The following is a 16,656-nucleotide window of genomic DNA, read 5'->3' as shown; positions in this document are numbered from 1 at the left end:
TAAACAAAAGGATTTATTATGGCAAATTGTATGGGAATGAACTGTGCGCATATGGATGAAAAGTCTGGGAAATGCACTTTTTCAGGTGTATGTATTGTAAAGCAGTATAATTTAAATAATACAACGACTTTGGATTCGGTTTTAAATGTAAAACCGGAAAATGTTGTGGAATCTGTCCAGGACAAGGTTGCATTCAATCCATTCCAGCGTGGAAATGGTTGTATGTTGGCCGGCTATACGTATGATGAAATCTGGGCGCATACGCGATAAAATAAAAACCGCCAAATGGCGGTTTTATTCTTGGAAATATTTGGCATGTTGTGTTTGTGAAACACTGTACATTTTATCGAACAGTCGTTCCGCAGCGTCCATATCAATCGGTGCGCCGTTCATGGGGGCGGTGTAATCCGCACCGTTTAATACAATCAGGCGTGTTGGCATTAATGCCGTGCCGCATTCAATGAAATATTTTGCATTGTCAAAATATTTACCATAGCAACGTCCATTTTCAATGCCGACATAACCGTATTCTGCCAATGATTTACATGTGGGCTGGGTGCCGTATGTGATTTCGCCATTTGCCAATGTTTCGTCCGGTTTGTCTAAAATTCCAGGACACCAAACATATACGTCTGTGCCATTTACCGATGCGACTGTGCCGTTTTCAGATGTTTTGCGACGGCCAAAACAATCGCCGTCAGTTCCCAATAAATTTGTGTCAAAATCAACCTTTATCTTTTCCCCGCCATCGCGTGCGATTTCGGCGCGCCCCATTGGTACTGGGTCGCGGGAATAGGCAACCAAGGCATCGGGGCATATTAATTTTAATCCCCAGCAATTGCTGGTCGCGTCCCACATTTCGGAATCAAAGCCCATGCCCATTGTTGTATAGCAATCCGTAGGGTCAAGGCGACAGACGGTTGGCTGCATCCACCATGGTGTTGTGGCCGCATAGGTGTCACCCAAAGAGCAAAGAGCAAAGAGCAAAGAGCAAATGATGATGTTTGTTTTCATTTCTGTTTCCTGTTGCTGTCTATTTTATCAGATTTTTGTATATCCTGCAAGTTGGCTTATTGTGTTGCTGTTGTGGTGGTGGTTTCTGCACAATATCCCCATTTGGTGTTTGCGGATGTTTCTGAATAGAATTTTTTGAACAGGATGTCGCCCGTTGTGTCATGACAGCCGTCGGTGCCGTCGCCTTCGTCAATCCAGACGGTGTCAACCCATGTGCCGCCCAGGCGTTCGCATTCAGCGGACAGTGAATTTGACATGTCACTGCGGATTTGGTCCATGACAACATTGATATCCTGTAACACCGTTTGGGGCAGGGCGCGATCAGATTCTGATGGACGAACACAGGCCTGCATCGCATAGCGCGCAAGTTTGTGGTATAAACTGCCCACATAGTCGTCGCCGCACATACGCGCAACTTCCACCACGGGGGCGTCGGGTTCGGCGGTGGGGATTGGTGCGTCTGTGCCCCCAGGGCATGTATAGCCAGCGGGGCATTGCGCGCATGTGTTGCCAACCTTGGATTCTGCATTGTATTTGCCATTAAGGGCAAGGTAGTAGCCAGCATTACATGATATATATCGTTTGTATGTGGGGCACGAATATCCGCCAACGATTTGATTATTGTTGCCGCTGTTATCACCACTGTTGCCACCGCCACCAGTGTCGTCGCCTGTGTTATCGTTGTTGGTTGTGTCGTCGGGCGTGTTGTCATAGCCCGCCTGGTCGTTTTGGGTTTGGATGTTGCATGCATAAATAGATGCATAAATTTGTTCGCCCGGTGCATATACACGACATGCAAATGGATAGGTGTGCAGACTGTCGTTGCTGGGGACGGCACACAGGTCGCGTGCATATGCAAACAGGGTTGTTTGGCAATCCTTGGCGATTTGTTGGCTGGTGATGTCGTGCATGGCCGTAATTAATTCAGCCATTCCGTGTGACCCACCGCCGTATAAATTGCTGCACGCGTCCAGTTTTTCACGGCACATTTGTTCGGATAATTCAAGGCGTGATCCCAATAACAATTGTTCTTTGACATTGCTAAAATCTTTCAAAGATTGGCTTTGTGTGTCATAGCATTTGTTTACCACGTCCAGGCATTCATTTTTTACGTTGCGGATGCGTTCCTGTTGGCCCTGGTATATTTCGGTGATGGCCTGGCGCATGAATTCGTCCCAAACGGCGTCTGCAATATCGCGACATGTATCCAGACCGCGGGTTGCATAGTTGCGTTTTTTGTTTAATTCGGCAACCAACAGGCGGTTCGTTTCGTTCGTCAGTATGTCGCCAGATAATGATACCTGGGATTCCAGTTGGTAAAAGTTAGGACTGTAAATCGGTTCGCCGGTTTCGATGTTTAAATAGCGACCCGTTATGTCCAGGCAATGTATATAGTCTGGGCCACAGGCCGTATTGGCGGTGATGTCGACGCGTACCTGGGCAATACAATCGTTGATTGATGTTGAATTGTGTGCGTTATAATTTTCAAGGCGCGCCAGGTTCATTTCGCGTTCGCTGTCGCGAATTGTTTTGTTCGCATTTGTTAGTTTTTTATCCAGTTCGCTGATTATTAATGAACAATCGTTTTCGATGTACATTCCGTATGCCGATACAACCATGTTCTGGGTTGTTTGATCGGGGCATTTGTCGATAACCATCTGGGAACATTGGGCATGGACGGCGTTGTATAACGCTTCGCCTGTTAGGTTGGCGATGTTTGTGCCACCGGCCAAATCAGATGTGGACCAGATTTCATTTATGTTGCCGGCGATGTCCAGTGTGCCCTGGGTTGATAATGATTTGTTTTTTGTTTTTGATAAAACATCACTGATGCCGGCCAATGCAGATGCGCTGGCGGAATTGTCTTTGCTGATTGATTGGGTAAATTCGCCGGTGGTTGCGGTTGTCATGGCGGTGACTTCGGCCGCAGTTTTATCAATTACGGCCATGTTCAGATTGTGAAAGTCGGATAATTGGTCAGCCGCATTTGACAGGGCACGTTCGCGCGATTGAACTTCGCCCAGTTTGGATGAACAGGCGCAACGGCGATATGTGTCGTTGGCCGTGCTGCAAAACTGGTCCATGCATGTAAAATATGCGTCGCGACATGTGTTGTATCCTGTGCCGAATGTGTTTGAATGCACTGTGTTCATTGTTAATGTTGCGCGGGCGGGACGTGTTGCAGTACGGACATTGCCATGGTTTGTGTTGAAAACCGCACCGCGTGCAACTGTGTTTGATGCGGCGTTGCGTGTGGTTGTTGATGCTTTTGCCGTCCGTGCGGTGGTTGCTGGGCGGGCGTTGGTGCGCGCGGTGGTTGCAGTGCGGGCAACCGTATTGCGGGATGTTGTGCGCGCAGTTGTGTTTTGTTGGGTGTTGTTCGCGTTGCGTGAAATGGTTGATTTGGTCGTTTGTCGTGATGGGGAATTGGCGTCGCGAACAGCGGCGTCGACAGTGCCGACACCGATAAACAGTGCAGTTATGAGGTATATAACCTTTCTCATCCTTAATAATATGTATATATGTTATCAAAAAATGGCGTTTATAGCCAATAAAAAATGCCCCAAATGGGGCGATTTTTAATTTGCGTTTTCAGTTGGGGTGGGGCGATTACGCTCAACAAATGTTATGCGGCCCTTGTCCAAATCGTATGGTGTCATTTCAACGCGTACGCGTTCGCCAACGTTTACCCAGATGCGTGCTTTGCGCATTTTGCCGCAGACAGTTGCTAAAATTTCATGCCCGTTTTCCAATTTTACGCGGAACATAGTGTTGGGCAGTTTGTCTTCGACCGTGCCACTGAAAACCATTACATCATCTTTTGCCATGCATTTATCCCTTGGATTTTTCATAAATTTCTGGGGTATATGATATTGGTTGTGTGATAAAAATGCAAGGCTTTTTTATTTTCTTGTGAATGGGGTCTGGATTTGATAAAATAATATACAAAATATGTAGGGTGGATTTTATGAAAATAAGAATTTTGGCTGCTTTGTTGGTGTTGGTCCCGGGGATGTCATTCGCTGCGGTGCGTGATAGTAATGCACGTGTTGGGGTGCAACGTGTTTCTATGGCGGGTGCGCGTGCGCCGAATATTAGTGCGAATATTACCACTGCGTCTGGGGGCAAGGCGAATGGAAATCCGACTATGTCGTCAAAGGTTTCGTCGGCTGCGGTCGAGGTGGCGGATGAAGTTGACGTGGCAGAAGAAATTGTTGTTTCAGAAGAAGTGGGGTCGGCCGCGCCAAAAACCGGTAATTGTCGCGAAGCATATCGCGCATGTATGGATGAGTTTTGTTTGCTGGATGAATCCGAAGGATACAGATGTGCGTGTTCGTCGAATATTAATCAGTCCAAAGATTTGATTCAAGAAATTCAAAAAATTCAAGAAGAGGCGGATAAGTTATATACCGAAGGTGTAGAGCGTGAACAACTGGGGGCCAAGGCGCGCCTGGTGTTTGGTGAAAGTGAAGCCGCCAAAAAAAGTTCGCGTGCGTCAGGACTTAGTTTTTCAGAATGGCTGAACAGCAGTACGGGCGAAGAAGAGGGACTGGACGCGGATGCGGATATTGGCGATGGGCTGTATAGTATGGCGGCGGAATATTGTGCCGCAGAATTAGAGGCCTGTGGTGACAAGGCGGAAATGGAAGAAATGTTGTATTCGCGCCAGATTGTTGCCGATTGCAAGTCGTTTAATTTGTATCTGGCGGAACAAAAGACCAATGCGCAATCAAATAAACGCACGGCCGAGGCCGCAGTTCGTCAGGCGCGATTGGCGATGCTGGATACAACAAATAAATATAATCGTGGTGAATGTTTGTTGGCGTATCGTTCGTGTATCGCAGACAAGGGTGGGTGCGGTGCGAATTTTGAAAACTGTCTGGATGCAGATTTGTTAGGACGCCGTGCGAATGCATGTGAAAATGTTCTGGATCAGTGTATGGCGGTCAAAGATTATGTCTTGCAGGACTGGGAGGCAGAATCCGAAGCTATTTTAGTTGATGCGGCCAAATATGCCGACAAATATCGTCGTCAGACTTGTTTGGCTCAGATTCAGGTGTGTTTAGAGGATGGGTGTTCAACCGCAACTAATTCGGCATGTTTGACAGATGTCAATGTCGCGGCGGGTGTTTGTCCGATTATTGATGAGTGCGATGCGATGATTCCGGGGTTAAAGTCGGTCGTTAATGACAAGTTGGGCTATCTGCGGACGCAATTCTGTCAAAATGATGTTGATGCGTGTTTGCGCGACAAATGTGGTGAAAACTTTACCGCGCCGGAATGTGTTGGGAAAAAGACGTCAGAAATTGTCGCGATGTGTCCACAGAATATGTTCCCATCATGCAAGAATGAAACACAGTTTGATATAATTGTGTCGGCGGCGGTTCTGCAGATGGATTACCAGATGATGCAGGGTTGTATCAACTATTTCGGAGAACAGTTGGGTAAAACGTGTGGGACGGATATGTCGTGCCTGCCGTCGGATGATACGATTATGGGATTGACGGAAATTCCAGATGATGAAGCAGGAATGGTCGCGTTGCGTGTTCAGGTGCGTGATAATTCCAAGGTGGCGGTCGATGAATTCTTTAAGCAGTTCGAAAAGGATATTACCGTTGCGGCGTGTGCCGATGCGAAAAAGCCGGCGGGGCGCAGAAGTTTAGGGGACAGTGTGTTTAACACGGCCAAATTGATTGCGGAAATTGGGGCGGAAAATCGTGCGATGCGTGAACTGGAATCTAAGATTGCAGAACTGTCACGCAAACAGGATTTAGAAGAAGCAGAAAAGAATTGCTATGCGATGTACAAGGTAGAAACACCAGATAAGTCGGACAAGAATTACAGTTATATCCGCAGTGTTTCATTTGAACCGTCTTTGCGTAATTGCCATGTTTGCCGTATGCAACAGGTTTGCGAAAAAGGTGGTGAATCCAAGGGGGCCGGGTTTGCAAAAGGTGCTGCGGGTGGATTATCTGCGGGGGCTGCTGCGGGTACTATGGTAACGCCAGGTTGGGGAACCGCAATTGGCAGTGTAGTAGGAATCGTTGGTGGTGGCCTGATGGGTATGATGGCAGCGGGCGAAGAAGAATTCTGTCAGGAAATCGAATCTTGTGAAGATGTGAATATGTAAGGATGAACAATCCAGGGAGAGAGTAGGTATGTTCAAAACAAGTCGTATCGTATTGGGTGTGGTTATTGGTGCGTTGGCCATTGTGCCAGGGCATGATGCGTATGCCGCCACTAAAAAGGTCAGTAAACAATCGGCAATTCAAAAGGGGACATCTGTACGAACCAAGACGGATGCATCGGGGTTGTATGACCAGGCTTGCTATGATGCGTACTATGGTTGTATGGATCAGTTTTGTATTTCTGAAAATGAATCAGGTGGCAGTTGTGCGTGCAGTGATTTAAGTATTAAATACGACAAAGAATTTGCAGAAATTCAGGAAATTTTGACCGAGGCAGAACGAATCGCAACCGAAGAAGTTGAAAAGGTAAAGTTAGGCGCTCAGGCCGATATTGTCTTTACCGGTACGCGCGAATATGATGCCGATGGTAATTTGAAAGAAATTGAAGAAATTGCCCAGGATTCCAAAGAAAAAAAACGTGCAGATTTAATGGCGTTGTGGGAAACAAATTATGATGAAGAAGACGAGGACAGCGCCTGGGGATCAAGTGGGGTTGATTTTTCAGAACTGACGGGGGGTGCGTTGTACCGTGCCGCCGAAGAAATCTGTCTGGATCAAGTACCTGCGGATTGCGATGGGGACATGACACTGTTGCGTAATATGTATTCGCGTCAGATTACATCAGATTGCAAGGGATATGAAAACAGTATTGCCGCAAAAAAGGCCGAGGCTGAATTGGCACTGGCCGATGCCAATGCAGATGTGCGTGCAGCATTAAAGGAAAGTTTTGATGCAGCCAATAAATATGATCTGGGCCAATGTATGGTTCAGTTCAAAAAGTGTATGCAGACCGAAGATGCCTGTGGCGAAAATTGGGAAAACTGTGTTGCAACAATCGCATCTGAAAATATGCAGAATAACCAGGCACAAAGCACCGCAGGAACAACGGTTGCGACGGTTGATGTGTACGATATTACCACGTCGACTATGGAAGTATTAAGCGCAAAACGCACAATTTGTGAAAATGTGCTGGGGCAATGCGTGGCAGTGCGTGATATGGTTTGGCCGGCATTTCTGCGCGAGGCCGCACCAACAATTAAGGTTGCAGAATCGGCCGCGGAATCCAAGTTCCGTCAATCGTGTTTGACCAATATTTCAAACTGTATCCAAAAGGCGTGTAAAGACGATATCGCCGGCAAGGGCGTGGACAGTATTGATGCATGTTTGTCCCGTCCCGATATGGCACGCAGTTTTTGCAAGGTTGAAATTGATCCATGTGAAAGAATGGAACCTTTGATCTGGGGATATGTTGTTGATAAATTGGCGGCAATGCGTGTAGATGCATGTACCCAGGAAGTCAAAGATTGCTTTACCGCGGATACGCGTTGTGGTGAAAATTTCCAGAACTGTATTGGTATGGATTATGACTATATCCATGATATTTGTCCGATTGACAGTCTGGTTGTGTGCAAGGCAAATAATCCTGCGTTTTCAATGGATGATTTGGATTCTATGTTGATGGGGTTGTATCTGAATATTGATAATTCTGCACTGGACCAGTGCCAGGAATTGGTTGATCGTAAAATGGCCGAGGTCTGTGGCAGTACCACCGATTGTAATAAATTTGCCGCCGATGATACAATTGGTTCGGGCAGCATTCGTTCACAAAAAGATGGCACAGTTTATCGTGTGACAGGTATGATTTCGTTTGGATCAATTAAAATGGGTGATGCAACGGGACGTACCATTGATGATGGCGAAGGGGGAACGGTTAAACTGGGGCCGGGTGAAATCGGGGTTGGTGAATATCTGGCCCAGATTCGTGATAGAAATTCAAGTGTGCCAAATTCCGAAGCGATTATCGCGACAATCGAAGAAGAACTGAATAATATTGCCGGGACAATTAATCGTACAATTGAAATGATTGAACAAGATCCGGAAATTCAGTTCTGTGTTAATGGCCGCGATTTATCGCAAATTACGGGTAAAAAGAATCAAAAGACATCGGCGCGTTTTCCGAATCTGTTGAATCAGGTTAAAATGCAGATTGCTATGTCTGCCCTGCGCCAGGCACAAAACAATTATAATGCCAAATTTAACAAGGCGGTATTCGATGCAACCAAGGATGCGTCGGCTGATATGGCGCAATATATGTGTCAACGCCTGGCGGCGACGAATGGGGAATTGGCGGGTGCGCCGAATTCGGCGGTTGATACACCGCTGGCGCCACCGTATGCGATTTCGTATGATGTTGGTGTCGGTTTGATGGGTAGCGATCTGTTAAAGGGTGGACATTCGTCATCCGAAGGCTTAAAGACCAGTGCCGATTTCAGTGCGTCTGGGGCAGACTTTTCGACACTTAGTTTTGGTTCAAAACGTCATAAGTTCGAAGGTGCGGGCTATACGCGCGAAGTGTGGTCGACCTTTAATCGTGATACCAGAAATTGCCATTTCTGTACCAGCACGGTTACGCAAAGTTGTACAACGAAAAAGAAAAATGGTTTCTTGGGCATTGGGGGCAGTCAGACATTAGACTGCAAGACGTCAGAACCCGTTGAAAAGTGCGAAGATATACCAATGTAAAAAAACACCGCCAAATGGCGGTGTTTTTAGTTATTCGGAATAAAAACAGCGATTGCCACCAAAATTAAAAGTTCCGGTTTCATCTGTTCCCTGGGCAATAAAACATTGTGTTTTTGTTTCATTGCTGCCAGGTACAGAAATCCCGTCGTCAGGACATTTGCTGCATCCAGACATGCTGGAACTGCCGCCACTGCTGATGCCATAATAGCCGCTGGCACAACGATAAATGCGTGCAACATCTTTGCACGTGGTTGTTGTATTGCCACATGTGCGAATTATTTGTATTTGATATCCAACACCAAAATTTGTCCATGTGGAATTTGTACATGTGCTGGTATTACAGGTGCTGCCGCTTGTGCCAGGATTTGTTGCTGTTGCCTGGACACATGTCCAATATGGTACAGAATCACAATAGCCTGATGTGTATGTTTCCTGGATCAAATTATATCCAGACGGGCATGTTTTACACTGAACGACCATTTGTTGCTCACCGTTTGCATCTGTGTGACAAAGAAATTGGTACGATGCACAATTAGATGCAGGTTGGTCTATGTTACTATTTGGTATTGGACAGCCGCCAGCACCACTGTAATCACTGCCATAGACGGGTTGGCTGTTGCAGGTAATCGCATAACCAGAGTCACATACCCCGCCCATAACTAATATTGTTGGAATTAAAAATTTTGATTTCATGTTCAATCTCCTGATTTATTTTCAAATGAAAAACCACCCAAAAATTTGAGTGGGCAGGAGGTTGAGAGCAATTCTTAGAATTGTGTGCTTATTCAATATATTCGCAACCCTCCTGACCCAACAGGTATCAGGAGTTTTTTATTTTTCGTCCGACATAAATAACGCCAATCTGCGTATGGAATAGTTATCAGACGCTAAGATCGGGCTCTCACACCCCATCGTTGGAACACCCAACGATATACAAATTATGATTGATATAACCCAAAAAAGCAAATACTTAGATAAACTTTTATTTATCAAAGTGTTTTTTGCGCATCCAGAAGGATTCCCTTGGCACTTTGTGCCGTCGGGGCAGTCGTGACGATTTGACAGCGTGATACTTGTCAAATCTACTCCTTGTCGAACCCTCTGGTCGGGTTCAAATCCACGTGTTACACACGGTTTAATAAAAAACGCCGCACAAGGCGACGTTCTTTATTAAATCTGGCGCATCCAGAAGGATTGTAAATTCCCACCACTTCGTGGCGGGCCCCTTTCGCCTGCGGCTCGAACCCTGGGTTCGAATATCCACGTTACACGTGGATTAATAAAAAATACCACACAAGGTGGTATTTCTTATTAATTCTGGCGCATCCAGAAGGATTCCCTTGGCACTTTGTGCCGTCGGGGCAGTCGTGACGATTTGACAGTGTGATACTTGTCAAATCTACTCCTTGTCGAACCCTCTGGTCGGGTTCGAACCCACGTGTTACACACGGTTTAATAAAAAACGCCGCACAAGGCGACGTTCTTTATTAAATCTGGCGCATCCAGAAGGATTCGAACCCTCAGTCTTCTGATCCGTAGTCAGATGCTTTATCCAGTTAAGCTATGGATGCAACGGATTGTTATTTTATACCTTTTTATTTCAATTGCAAGAAAAATAATTGCTATTTTGTTTTTTGGTTCTTGTCGTGGTACAGGGCGTTATAGTGTGCGCGACAGACGGATTTATAATTACTGTCGCCCAGTGCAAATTGGTCGCCGGCACGTATCACATGACCTGAACTGTCAAAACGCAGGTGATGTGTTGCCAATTTCATGCAACCTGTTATTTGACATGTTGAATCCATGCGGTGCAGTTTGGCGCCAACCTCGATTAAACGGCGGGCGGCGGGGAAGATTTTTTCGTTGCTGTCCACCATCAGGCCATAGCACATAACAATTTTATTTTGCTGGTCAGCGATATGTACCAATTTATCAATGTCAGATTCAGCAAAAAATTGAACTTCGTCAACCAATATCACGTTTGTTGCCGGGGCAGGTGAGTATGTCGCCAGTGATGGCATGGCGTTCGCTTCGCATTCCAGGCCGATACGGGATACTATTTTCTGGGTGCCAAAGCGGCTGTCGAATGATGGTTTGATGACTTCGACGGTGGTGCCGTTGCGACGAAAATTATATGCGTTGATAATCAGGGCGGCGGATTTAGAACTGCTCATTACGCCATAGTGAAAATGCAGGTTTGCCATTTTTGATACCTTTCCTTTGTTATTTTATATTCATTGATTCCAGACGTGCAATACGCGTGGCTACGGGTGGGTGTGTTGCCATTAAATCGCCAACCAATTCACGTGGGGCGGCGGGGTTGGCAATGCAGACCGATGCCATGGATTTTATTTTATCCATCGATTCGATGCGCGAATCGGTTGTTATTTTTCGCAGTGCGGATGCCAACGCGTGTGGGTTGCGTGTTATATGTGCACCGGTTGCATCGGCGGCATATTCGCGGTTGCGTGATACTGCCATGCGTAACAGTGGTGTGATTATCAGATTAAATACAGAAAATGCCAGCCATACCATCAGCAATATCGCAGTTCCGTTGCCACGATCATTGTCGTCGGATGTGTGATTGCCATACATTGCCGTGCGTAATATCATATCGGCGGCAAAGACTGTGACCCCGACGCCTGTAATCATCAGCATATCCAGGCGAATATCACGATTGCCAATATGCGCCATTTCATGTGCAATTACCCCGTCCAGTTCCAGTTTGTCCAGTCGTCTGATTAACCCGCGGGTCAGGGCGACAGATGCATCACGCGGGGTGCGTCCCGTTGCAAATGCATTCATCGAATCGTCATCGATAATATAAACCCGTGGCGTTGGCAGGCCCGCCGCCATTGCAACATTTTCAACCGCACGATAAATTTCACGGTGTTCACGGTTATCAGGCTTAATTTCGTGGGCGTTTGCCGCGTTTAACATCATAGAATCGCCAAATGCCCATGAAATTAACATCCATATGCAACACGCGATAATTGTTGGTATGGCAACCGAAATGGTTGTGTCAATTGCGGTCTGGATTGGGGCAACAATCCATGTGAATAAAAATATTAGTGCGATAAATATCAGTGGAAACAGTGCAACCAGTGCCCAGGTCTTGATATTATTTGCGCGAATGTGGTCATAGACTGTGTGAATTTTTGCCATGTCTTTTTTCCTGTCCATGGTATTGATAGCAAAAAATTTATGGCGCGTCATGCTGTTTTTTTGAACTTTACGGAAAAACTGCCATTATTAATGGGGGCGAATGAAATAATGTATGGGGACAGAATGCTGTCGCGTGCCCATTGTTGGAATTTGATTTTTAAAATGCCACTGGCCCCGGTGATGATGTTGGCACTGCGTGTGCCAGATGTCGCCAGGTCCATTATTGCGGTCCAGGCCTGTTCTTCGGTCAGTTGATGTAAATCAAGTGTTGCGTGTTCGGGAATGTGTTTTGTGTGTGGAATACGACGCGACATGTGTAATTCGGCACGTACCGCGCGACGGGTTGCGACGTCATCGGGGGTGTGTTCTGTGCCAATCATTTGTTCTATGTCAAAATCTGTTAATTGTTTCATGGGTGAGCCCGTTCAAATACCAGTACGCGTTCAATGCCGGCCAGATCGTTTTCAGTGCGTGTCAGATTCCAACCGTGCGATATGAATATGTTTTTGACATCAATGCCCATGTCAATGCCGATTTCCAGATATATTTTGCCGTGTGGATTTAACCAATGCGTGGCGTTTTGTGCAATTGATTCATATGCCGCAAGGCCATTGTTTTTTGCATATAATGCTATGTCTGGGTCGTGTGTCGCTGCGTCGTTGACACGTGCGTCACCACGCGCAATGTATGGTGGGTTTGATACGATAATGTCAAATGTTTCACCGAAATCGTATGGGTGGTCAAACGTTGTGCGTATTGTTTTGATTCTGTTCCGTAATTCTAAATCATAAATATTTTTTCGTGCAACACGCAATGCGCGACGTGATTTGTCAATGGCGGTGCCATGTGCACCCGGAATATTTTTGCACAGTGCGCATATTATACAGCCCGTCCCCGTGCCCAGATCCAAAATGTTTGGCAATGTGTCGGCGGTGCAGTCCGATATAACCGCAGATACCAGTGTTTCTGTGTCAGGGCGTGGGTCAAGTGTATGTTTGTTTGTATAGAATTTTAATCCGTAGAACCATTTCTGGTGTATTATTTTGGCCACAGGGACGCCACGGCGCAATTGGTGCGCCATTATGCGGATACCAATCCCAGATATTTTTTTAGTGTTTTCCGTGATAATCCGCGCCGCGCGTGTGCCACCGGCGCGTTGCAAGATTGTGAATGCTTGATTTCTGTTCATAAAGCCATTATAATCGGTGTCATGAAAAAAGCAAAAGATATTCTGAACACAACCAATTTGACCCGACTGGTTATGGCGTTGGCTATTCTGTTGAGTTTGGTTGCAATTTTTTTGGTCGCAACAAAACGTACCCCGGCACAAATGCGCAGTGCGCGTTTGAATGAATGTAAATCTGTGGTTATGGTGGCATCGGGTGATACACTGTCTAAGTTATTGTTAGAACAGGGTTTAAGCCATAATGATGTTAATGCAGTGGCCAAGGCACTGAAATCAGATGCAGATATTACGACATTGCGTGCAGACAGGGACAAATTGGAATTTGTGCGTGAAAACACAGATGCCCCGGTGTCAAAAATTGTTGTTATCCCGTCGCCGTGGAAACAGGTTGAACTGACGTGTAATGATGCGGGGGCGTGGGATTGCAAGACTGTTGATATCGAACGGGATACGCGCGCGGTATATCGGGCGGGTGAAATCCTGGATGGGGACAGTTTCTATCTGGCGGGACAACGCGCAGGAATTCCAGCCGGTATTTTGGCAGATGTTTATGATTTGTTGGCGTTTGAAATGGACTTTGAACGTGATGTGCGCGCCGGCCAGAAATTTACTGTTCTGTACGAAGAAAATTTTTCCGAAGGGAAAAAGGTTGATAATGGGCGTGTGTTGGCCGTTTCGTTTGAGGCCCTGCGTGGTAACGTGCAAATGTATAGATTCAGAAAATCTGATGGCACGACGGGATATTATGATGCCGAAGGTAATGGGGCAATTAAATCGCTGAAACGTACACCAATTAATAATGCCAAGGTTACCAGCAGTTTTTCAAAAAAGCGCAAGCATCCTGTGTTGGGATTTACACGTGCGCACAAGGGGGTGGATTTCCGCGCATCAACCGGTACACCAATTCCGGCCGCCGGTGCGGGACGTGTTGTGGCGCGATCATATAATCGTGGGCATGGGAACTATGTTAAAATTCGACACAATGGTTCGTATGAAACGCTGTATGCGCATATGTCCAAATTTGCCAAGGGCGTAAATGTTGGTACAAATGTACGCCAGGGCCAGACAATCGGATATGTCGGTTCAACAGGTGTTTCAACCGGGCCACATTTACACTATGAAATTATTAAAAATGGCGTGCATGTGAATCCTATGACGGTGAAATTGCCCGCCATCAGCAATCTGGGGCAGGCGGATAAAAAGAAATTTATCGAATATCGCAAGGTTCTGGAAGATGGTATCAAGCAATTAGAGAAAAATCCGTCGCTGTATATTCAGTTATAAGAAAAAACCGCCGATGTGGCGGTTTTATTTTTTTGACTGTTCGCGTCGAATACGGAAAAAATCACGCAACATTTTGGCGGATTCGTTGGCGTATTCTGGTATTTGATGAATGTTCGGTTTCCACAGGTGTTTGTCTGTGTCAAAAATTCGGGCATTGGATGTTATGCCACCGCCTTTTTCGTCGGTTGCGGCAAAATAAATGTTTTTAATGCGGGCAAATGAAATTGCCGTTGCACACATCGCACATGGTTCAAGGGATACATAAATATCACAATCGTCCAAGAATTTTGTCCCCAGTTTTTTACACGCGCGGTTTATTGCAACGATTTCGGCATGCAGGGTTGGATTCTGTTTTTGTTGCACGCGGTTTTCGCCACGGGCAATAATTTTGCCATCGCGGACAATTACCGCCCCGATTGGAACGTCGTCGTGTTGCATGGCGCGATGCGCGCAAAGAATGGCTTGATTCATAAATTTCATGATTTATACTTTATCGTATGGATTCAAAATTGCAAATTATTTCAGGTGCATATCGTGGGCGCAGGTTGCGTTTGCCACCTGATGCGCGGCCAACCCAGAACCGTGCGCGAATTGCGCTGTTTAATATGATTGAATCTGGGGTTGTTGATACGTCGGGTAATTTGATGGTATGGGATGCGTTTGCAGGATCGGGTGCGTTTGGAATTGAATGTTTATCACGATATGCGGGGGCGCGGGTTGTGTTTACAGATACGTCGCCGACATCAATTAAAACCATTCGGGATAATTTAGCGACGTTGGACGTTGGGGCGCATGCATCGGTTGTACAAATGGATGCGATTGGGGCGGTAAATAAATATGGTGTGGGGGCGAATTTGATTTTTGTTGATCCGCCGTATGTGGACGAAAACCTGGGGCGGGCGTTTGTTGCGCGTTTGGGGAAAGTTGCCACAATTGGAACGATTTTAATCTGGGAACAGGAAGTGGGGCACGAATCGGCGCCCGATGAAACGATGTGGAATGTGTTGCGCGATAAAAAATATGGACGTGCACGTTTTTTGATTTTACAAAAGAAATAGTAAATAATCCTTGATTTTTCGGAATTTCTGGGGCATAATGCGCGACGCGCAGCACCCTTGGAGGCGGCGCACAGTTAAACAAAACCATTAAAAGGATTAAAAATGGCAATTGAATTAAATGCAGAAATTCGCAACGTAGCAGGCAAGGGGGCCGCACGTAGCATCCGCAATAACAAAAATATCCCTGCTGTTATTTACGGGGAAAAGAAAGCCCCTGTTGCAATCGAATTGAATGGTCGTGAATTCGAAATGTTATTGAAAACACCAGGTTTGCGGACTAAATTGTTCCAAATTAAAACAGGCGCAGGCACAGAAGATGCAATGCTGATGGATGTGCAATATCATCCAGTAAGTGATGCTGCAATTCATGCGGACTTTAAACGTATCGATGTGAAAAACCCTGTTAACGTGGTTGTGCCAGTTGAAGTTATCAACGCAGAAACATCCAAGGGTTTGAAATTGGGTGGTACATTGAACTTTGCGGTGCGTAAGGTTGCATTGCGTGGTTTGGTGGATGTTATCCCTGAAAAAATCATCATTGATTTGGCAAACCTGACAATTGGTGACGTGGTTCACGGAACTGACCTGGTATTACCGGCGGGTGTTGAATTGGGCCTGCACCAGGCAGAATTGGCGTTCGCAATTATTGGTGGTAAAATGCCAATGGAAGAAGATGAAAAAGCCAAGGCAGCAGCAATGGCAGCATCCAAGAAATAATCATCAATTTGGTTATTGGTCCCGCCAAATGGCGGGACTTTTTTTATGATAAATTTTATGCTTGCACGAATCGGATAAATATTACTAGTATGGCGCATACAACAATTCAAATAGGGAGTTTGTCCGTGATAGTTGGGATTGGAATTGACTTGGTCGAATGTGGGCGTTTCTTGGATTGGTCTGCGTTTAAAAAATCGCGTATCTTTACGAAAAAAGAATTGGAATATGCCGATAATGATAATGCGAATTCGGAAAAGCATTTGGCAAATTTCTGGGCCGCACGCGAAGCGTTTTTAAAGGCGATTGGCACGGGGTTTGGTGATGATATCAGTTTTTCTGATGTGTCGGTTGTTCATAATGATGCCGGACGGCCGGAATTATTGATTGCAGGTGGGGCCAAGGCTGCGTTGAAAGAACTGGTTGATGGGAATGCGCGTGTGCATTTGTCAATTACAGATCAGTCTGATTATTGCGCGGCAATGGTTGTCGTTGAACGCGAATAAATAAAAATCCGCCAAAT

At 46.0% G+C, this 16,656-nt stretch carries 17 protein-coding genes and 1 tRNA gene; 8 read left to right on the top strand and 10 right to left on the bottom strand.

Translation table 11 applies throughout. The features are described 5' to 3' along the window. Positions 1–18 precede the first annotated feature (18 nt). Complete coding sequence (locus tag E7008_04515) at positions 19–270, top strand: hypothetical protein (protein ID MBE6457175.1); 252 nt, start codon at positions 19–21, stop codon at positions 268–270. 24 nt (positions 271–294) lie between these two features. Here E7008_04515 and E7008_04510 read toward each other — a convergent pair whose 3' ends face one another. Together E7008_04510 and E7008_04505 are read right to left on the bottom strand one after the other, a co-directional pair. Beyond that, positions 295–1,014: a hypothetical protein gene (locus E7008_04510; GenBank protein MBE6457174.1), complete on the bottom strand. Its 720-nt coding sequence runs from the start codon at positions 1,012–1,014 to the stop codon at positions 295–297. Between the two features lie 56 nt (positions 1,015–1,070). Then, entirely contained in the window at positions 1,071–3,098 is a 2,028-nt protein-coding gene (locus tag E7008_04505) for a hypothetical protein (protein MBE6457173.1), read from the bottom strand. Between E7008_04505 and E7008_04500 the strand changes: the two genes are divergently transcribed. Next, positions 3,097–3,597 (top strand): hypothetical protein, encoded by a 501-nt coding sequence (locus E7008_04500; protein ID MBE6457172.1) that lies wholly within the window; start codon positions 3,097–3,099, stop codon positions 3,595–3,597. The genes E7008_04505 and E7008_04500 overlap by 2 nt on opposite strands. On the opposite strand, the gene infA is transcribed toward E7008_04500, so the two are convergent. Beyond that, entirely contained in the window at positions 3,594–3,842 is a 249-nt protein-coding gene (gene infA, locus E7008_04495; GenBank protein ID MBE6457171.1) for a translation initiation factor IF-1, read from the bottom strand. The two genes, E7008_04500 and infA, sit on opposite strands and share 4 nt — an antisense overlap. A 140-nt stretch (positions 3,843–3,982) precedes the next feature. On the opposite strand from infA, the gene E7008_04490 reads away from it, so the two are divergent. Beyond that, the gene (locus E7008_04490) at positions 3,983–6,145 is read left to right on the top strand and encodes a hypothetical protein (protein MBE6457170.1); all 2,163 of its coding nucleotides are present in this window, start codon (positions 3,983–3,985) and stop codon (positions 6,143–6,145) included. A gap of 28 nt (positions 6,146–6,173) precedes the next feature. Then, positions 6,174–8,726 carry a hypothetical protein gene (locus E7008_04485; protein ID MBE6457169.1) on the top strand — a complete coding sequence of 851 codons (2,553 nt, stop codon included), beginning with the start codon at positions 6,174–6,176 and terminating at the stop codon, positions 8,724–8,726. 30 nt (positions 8,727–8,756) lie between these two features. On the opposite strand, the gene E7008_04480 is transcribed toward E7008_04485, so the two are convergent. From E7008_04480 to prmC, 6 genes are all read right to left on the bottom strand, one after another. Beyond that, on the bottom strand, positions 8,757–9,419 hold the full coding sequence (locus E7008_04480; protein ID MBE6457168.1) for a hypothetical protein: 663 nt from the start codon (positions 9,417–9,419) through the stop codon (positions 8,757–8,759). 801 nt (positions 9,420–10,220) lie between these two features. Next, positions 10,221–10,297, bottom strand: a tRNA-Arg gene (locus E7008_04475). Positions 10,298–10,348: 51 nt separating this feature from the next. Then, on the bottom strand, positions 10,349–10,930 hold the full coding sequence (locus E7008_04470; GenBank protein ID MBE6457167.1) for a hypothetical protein: 582 nt from the start codon (positions 10,928–10,930) through the stop codon (positions 10,349–10,351). 19 nt (positions 10,931–10,949) lie between these two features. Then, positions 10,950–11,942: a hypothetical protein gene (locus E7008_04465; GenBank protein MBE6457166.1), complete on the bottom strand. Its 993-nt coding sequence runs from the start codon at positions 11,940–11,942 to the stop codon at positions 10,950–10,952. Next, the gene (locus E7008_04460) at positions 11,939–12,304 is read right to left on the bottom strand and encodes a hypothetical protein (protein MBE6457165.1); all 366 of its coding nucleotides are present in this window, start codon (positions 12,302–12,304) and stop codon (positions 11,939–11,941) included. The genes E7008_04465 and E7008_04460 overlap by 4 nt, the downstream gene beginning before the upstream one ends. Next, the gene (gene prmC / locus E7008_04455) at positions 12,301–13,080 is read right to left on the bottom strand and encodes a peptide chain release factor N(5)-glutamine methyltransferase (protein MBE6457164.1); all 780 of its coding nucleotides are present in this window, start codon (positions 13,078–13,080) and stop codon (positions 12,301–12,303) included. Before prmC ends, E7008_04460 begins: the two co-directional genes overlap by 4 nt. A 21-nt stretch (positions 13,081–13,101) precedes the next feature. Here prmC and E7008_04450 point away from each other — a divergent pair, with 21 nt between their 5' ends. Further along, complete coding sequence (locus tag E7008_04450; protein MBE6457163.1) at positions 13,102–14,361, top strand: peptidase M23; 1,260 nt, start codon at positions 13,102–13,104, stop codon at positions 14,359–14,361. A 24-nt stretch (positions 14,362–14,385) separates the two neighbouring features. On the opposite strand, the gene E7008_04445 is transcribed toward E7008_04450, so the two are convergent. Continuing rightward, entirely contained in the window at positions 14,386–14,841 is a 456-nt protein-coding gene (locus E7008_04445) for a nucleoside deaminase (GenBank protein ID MBE6457162.1), read from the bottom strand. A gap of 17 nt (positions 14,842–14,858) precedes the next feature. On the opposite strand from E7008_04445, the gene E7008_04440 reads away from it, so the two are divergent. From E7008_04440 to acpS, 3 genes are all read left to right on the top strand, one after another. Continuing rightward, positions 14,859–15,419: a hypothetical protein gene (locus tag E7008_04440; GenBank protein ID MBE6457161.1), complete on the top strand. Its 561-nt coding sequence runs from the start codon at positions 14,859–14,861 to the stop codon at positions 15,417–15,419. A 102-nt stretch (positions 15,420–15,521) separates the two neighbouring features. Beyond that, on the top strand, positions 15,522–16,136 hold the full coding sequence (locus E7008_04435) for a 50S ribosomal protein L25/general stress protein Ctc (GenBank protein MBE6457160.1): 615 nt from the start codon (positions 15,522–15,524) through the stop codon (positions 16,134–16,136). An 89-nt stretch (positions 16,137–16,225) separates the two neighbouring features. Then, entirely contained in the window at positions 16,226–16,639 is a 414-nt protein-coding gene (gene acpS / locus E7008_04430; GenBank protein ID MBE6457159.1) for a holo-[acyl-carrier-protein] synthase, read from the top strand. Positions 16,640–16,656 lie beyond the last annotated feature (17 nt).

It is taken from the genome of Alphaproteobacteria bacterium (genome assembly GCA_015062495.1).
Classification (GTDB): domain Bacteria; phylum Pseudomonadota; class Alphaproteobacteria; order Rs-D84; family Rs-D84; genus Enterousia.
This window is presented reverse-complemented; position numbering and strand designations above follow the sequence as displayed.

Coding starts and splice junctions, on each gene's coding strand:
- E7008_04445 (MBE6457162.1), bottom strand. CDS start 14,841: ATGAAATTTATGAATCAAGCCATTCTTTGCGCGCATCGCGCCATGCAA.
- E7008_04440 (MBE6457161.1), top strand. CDS start 14,859: ATGGATTCAAAATTGCAAATTATTTCAGGTGCATATCGTGGGCGCAGG.
- E7008_04480 (MBE6457168.1), bottom strand. CDS start 9,419: ATGAAATCAAAATTTTTAATTCCAACAATATTAGTTATGGGCGGGGTA.
- E7008_04465 (MBE6457166.1), bottom strand. CDS start 11,942: ATGACGCGCCATAAATTTTTTGCTATCAATACCATGGACAGGAAAAAA.
- E7008_04450 (MBE6457163.1), top strand. CDS start 13,102: ATGAAAAAAGCAAAAGATATTCTGAACACAACCAATTTGACCCGACTG.
- E7008_04470 (MBE6457167.1), bottom strand. CDS start 10,930: ATGGCAAACCTGCATTTTCACTATGGCGTAATGAGCAGTTCTAAATCC.
- infA (MBE6457171.1), bottom strand. CDS start 3,842: ATGGCAAAAGATGATGTAATGGTTTTCAGTGGCACGGTCGAAGACAAA.
- prmC (MBE6457164.1), bottom strand. CDS start 13,080: ATGAACAGAAATCAAGCATTCACAATCTTGCAACGCGCCGGTGGCACA.
- E7008_04490 (MBE6457170.1), top strand. CDS start 3,983: ATGAAAATAAGAATTTTGGCTGCTTTGTTGGTGTTGGTCCCGGGGATG.
- E7008_04460 (MBE6457165.1), bottom strand. CDS start 12,304: ATGAAACAATTAACAGATTTTGACATAGAACAAATGATTGGCACAGAA.
- E7008_04435 (MBE6457160.1), top strand. CDS start 15,522: ATGGCAATTGAATTAAATGCAGAAATTCGCAACGTAGCAGGCAAGGGG.
- E7008_04515 (MBE6457175.1), top strand. CDS start 19: ATGGCAAATTGTATGGGAATGAACTGTGCGCATATGGATGAAAAGTCT.
- E7008_04505 (MBE6457173.1), bottom strand. CDS start 3,098: ATGGACCAGTTTTGCAGCACGGCCAACGACACATATCGCCGTTGCGCC.
- E7008_04500 (MBE6457172.1), top strand. CDS start 3,097: ATGCATGTAAAATATGCGTCGCGACATGTGTTGTATCCTGTGCCGAAT.
- acpS (MBE6457159.1), top strand. CDS start 16,226: ATGGCGCATACAACAATTCAAATAGGGAGTTTGTCCGTGATAGTTGGG.
- E7008_04485 (MBE6457169.1), top strand. CDS start 6,174: ATGTTCAAAACAAGTCGTATCGTATTGGGTGTGGTTATTGGTGCGTTG.
- E7008_04510 (MBE6457174.1), bottom strand. CDS start 1,014: ATGAAAACAAACATCATCATTTGCTCTTTGCTCTTTGCTCTTTGCTCT.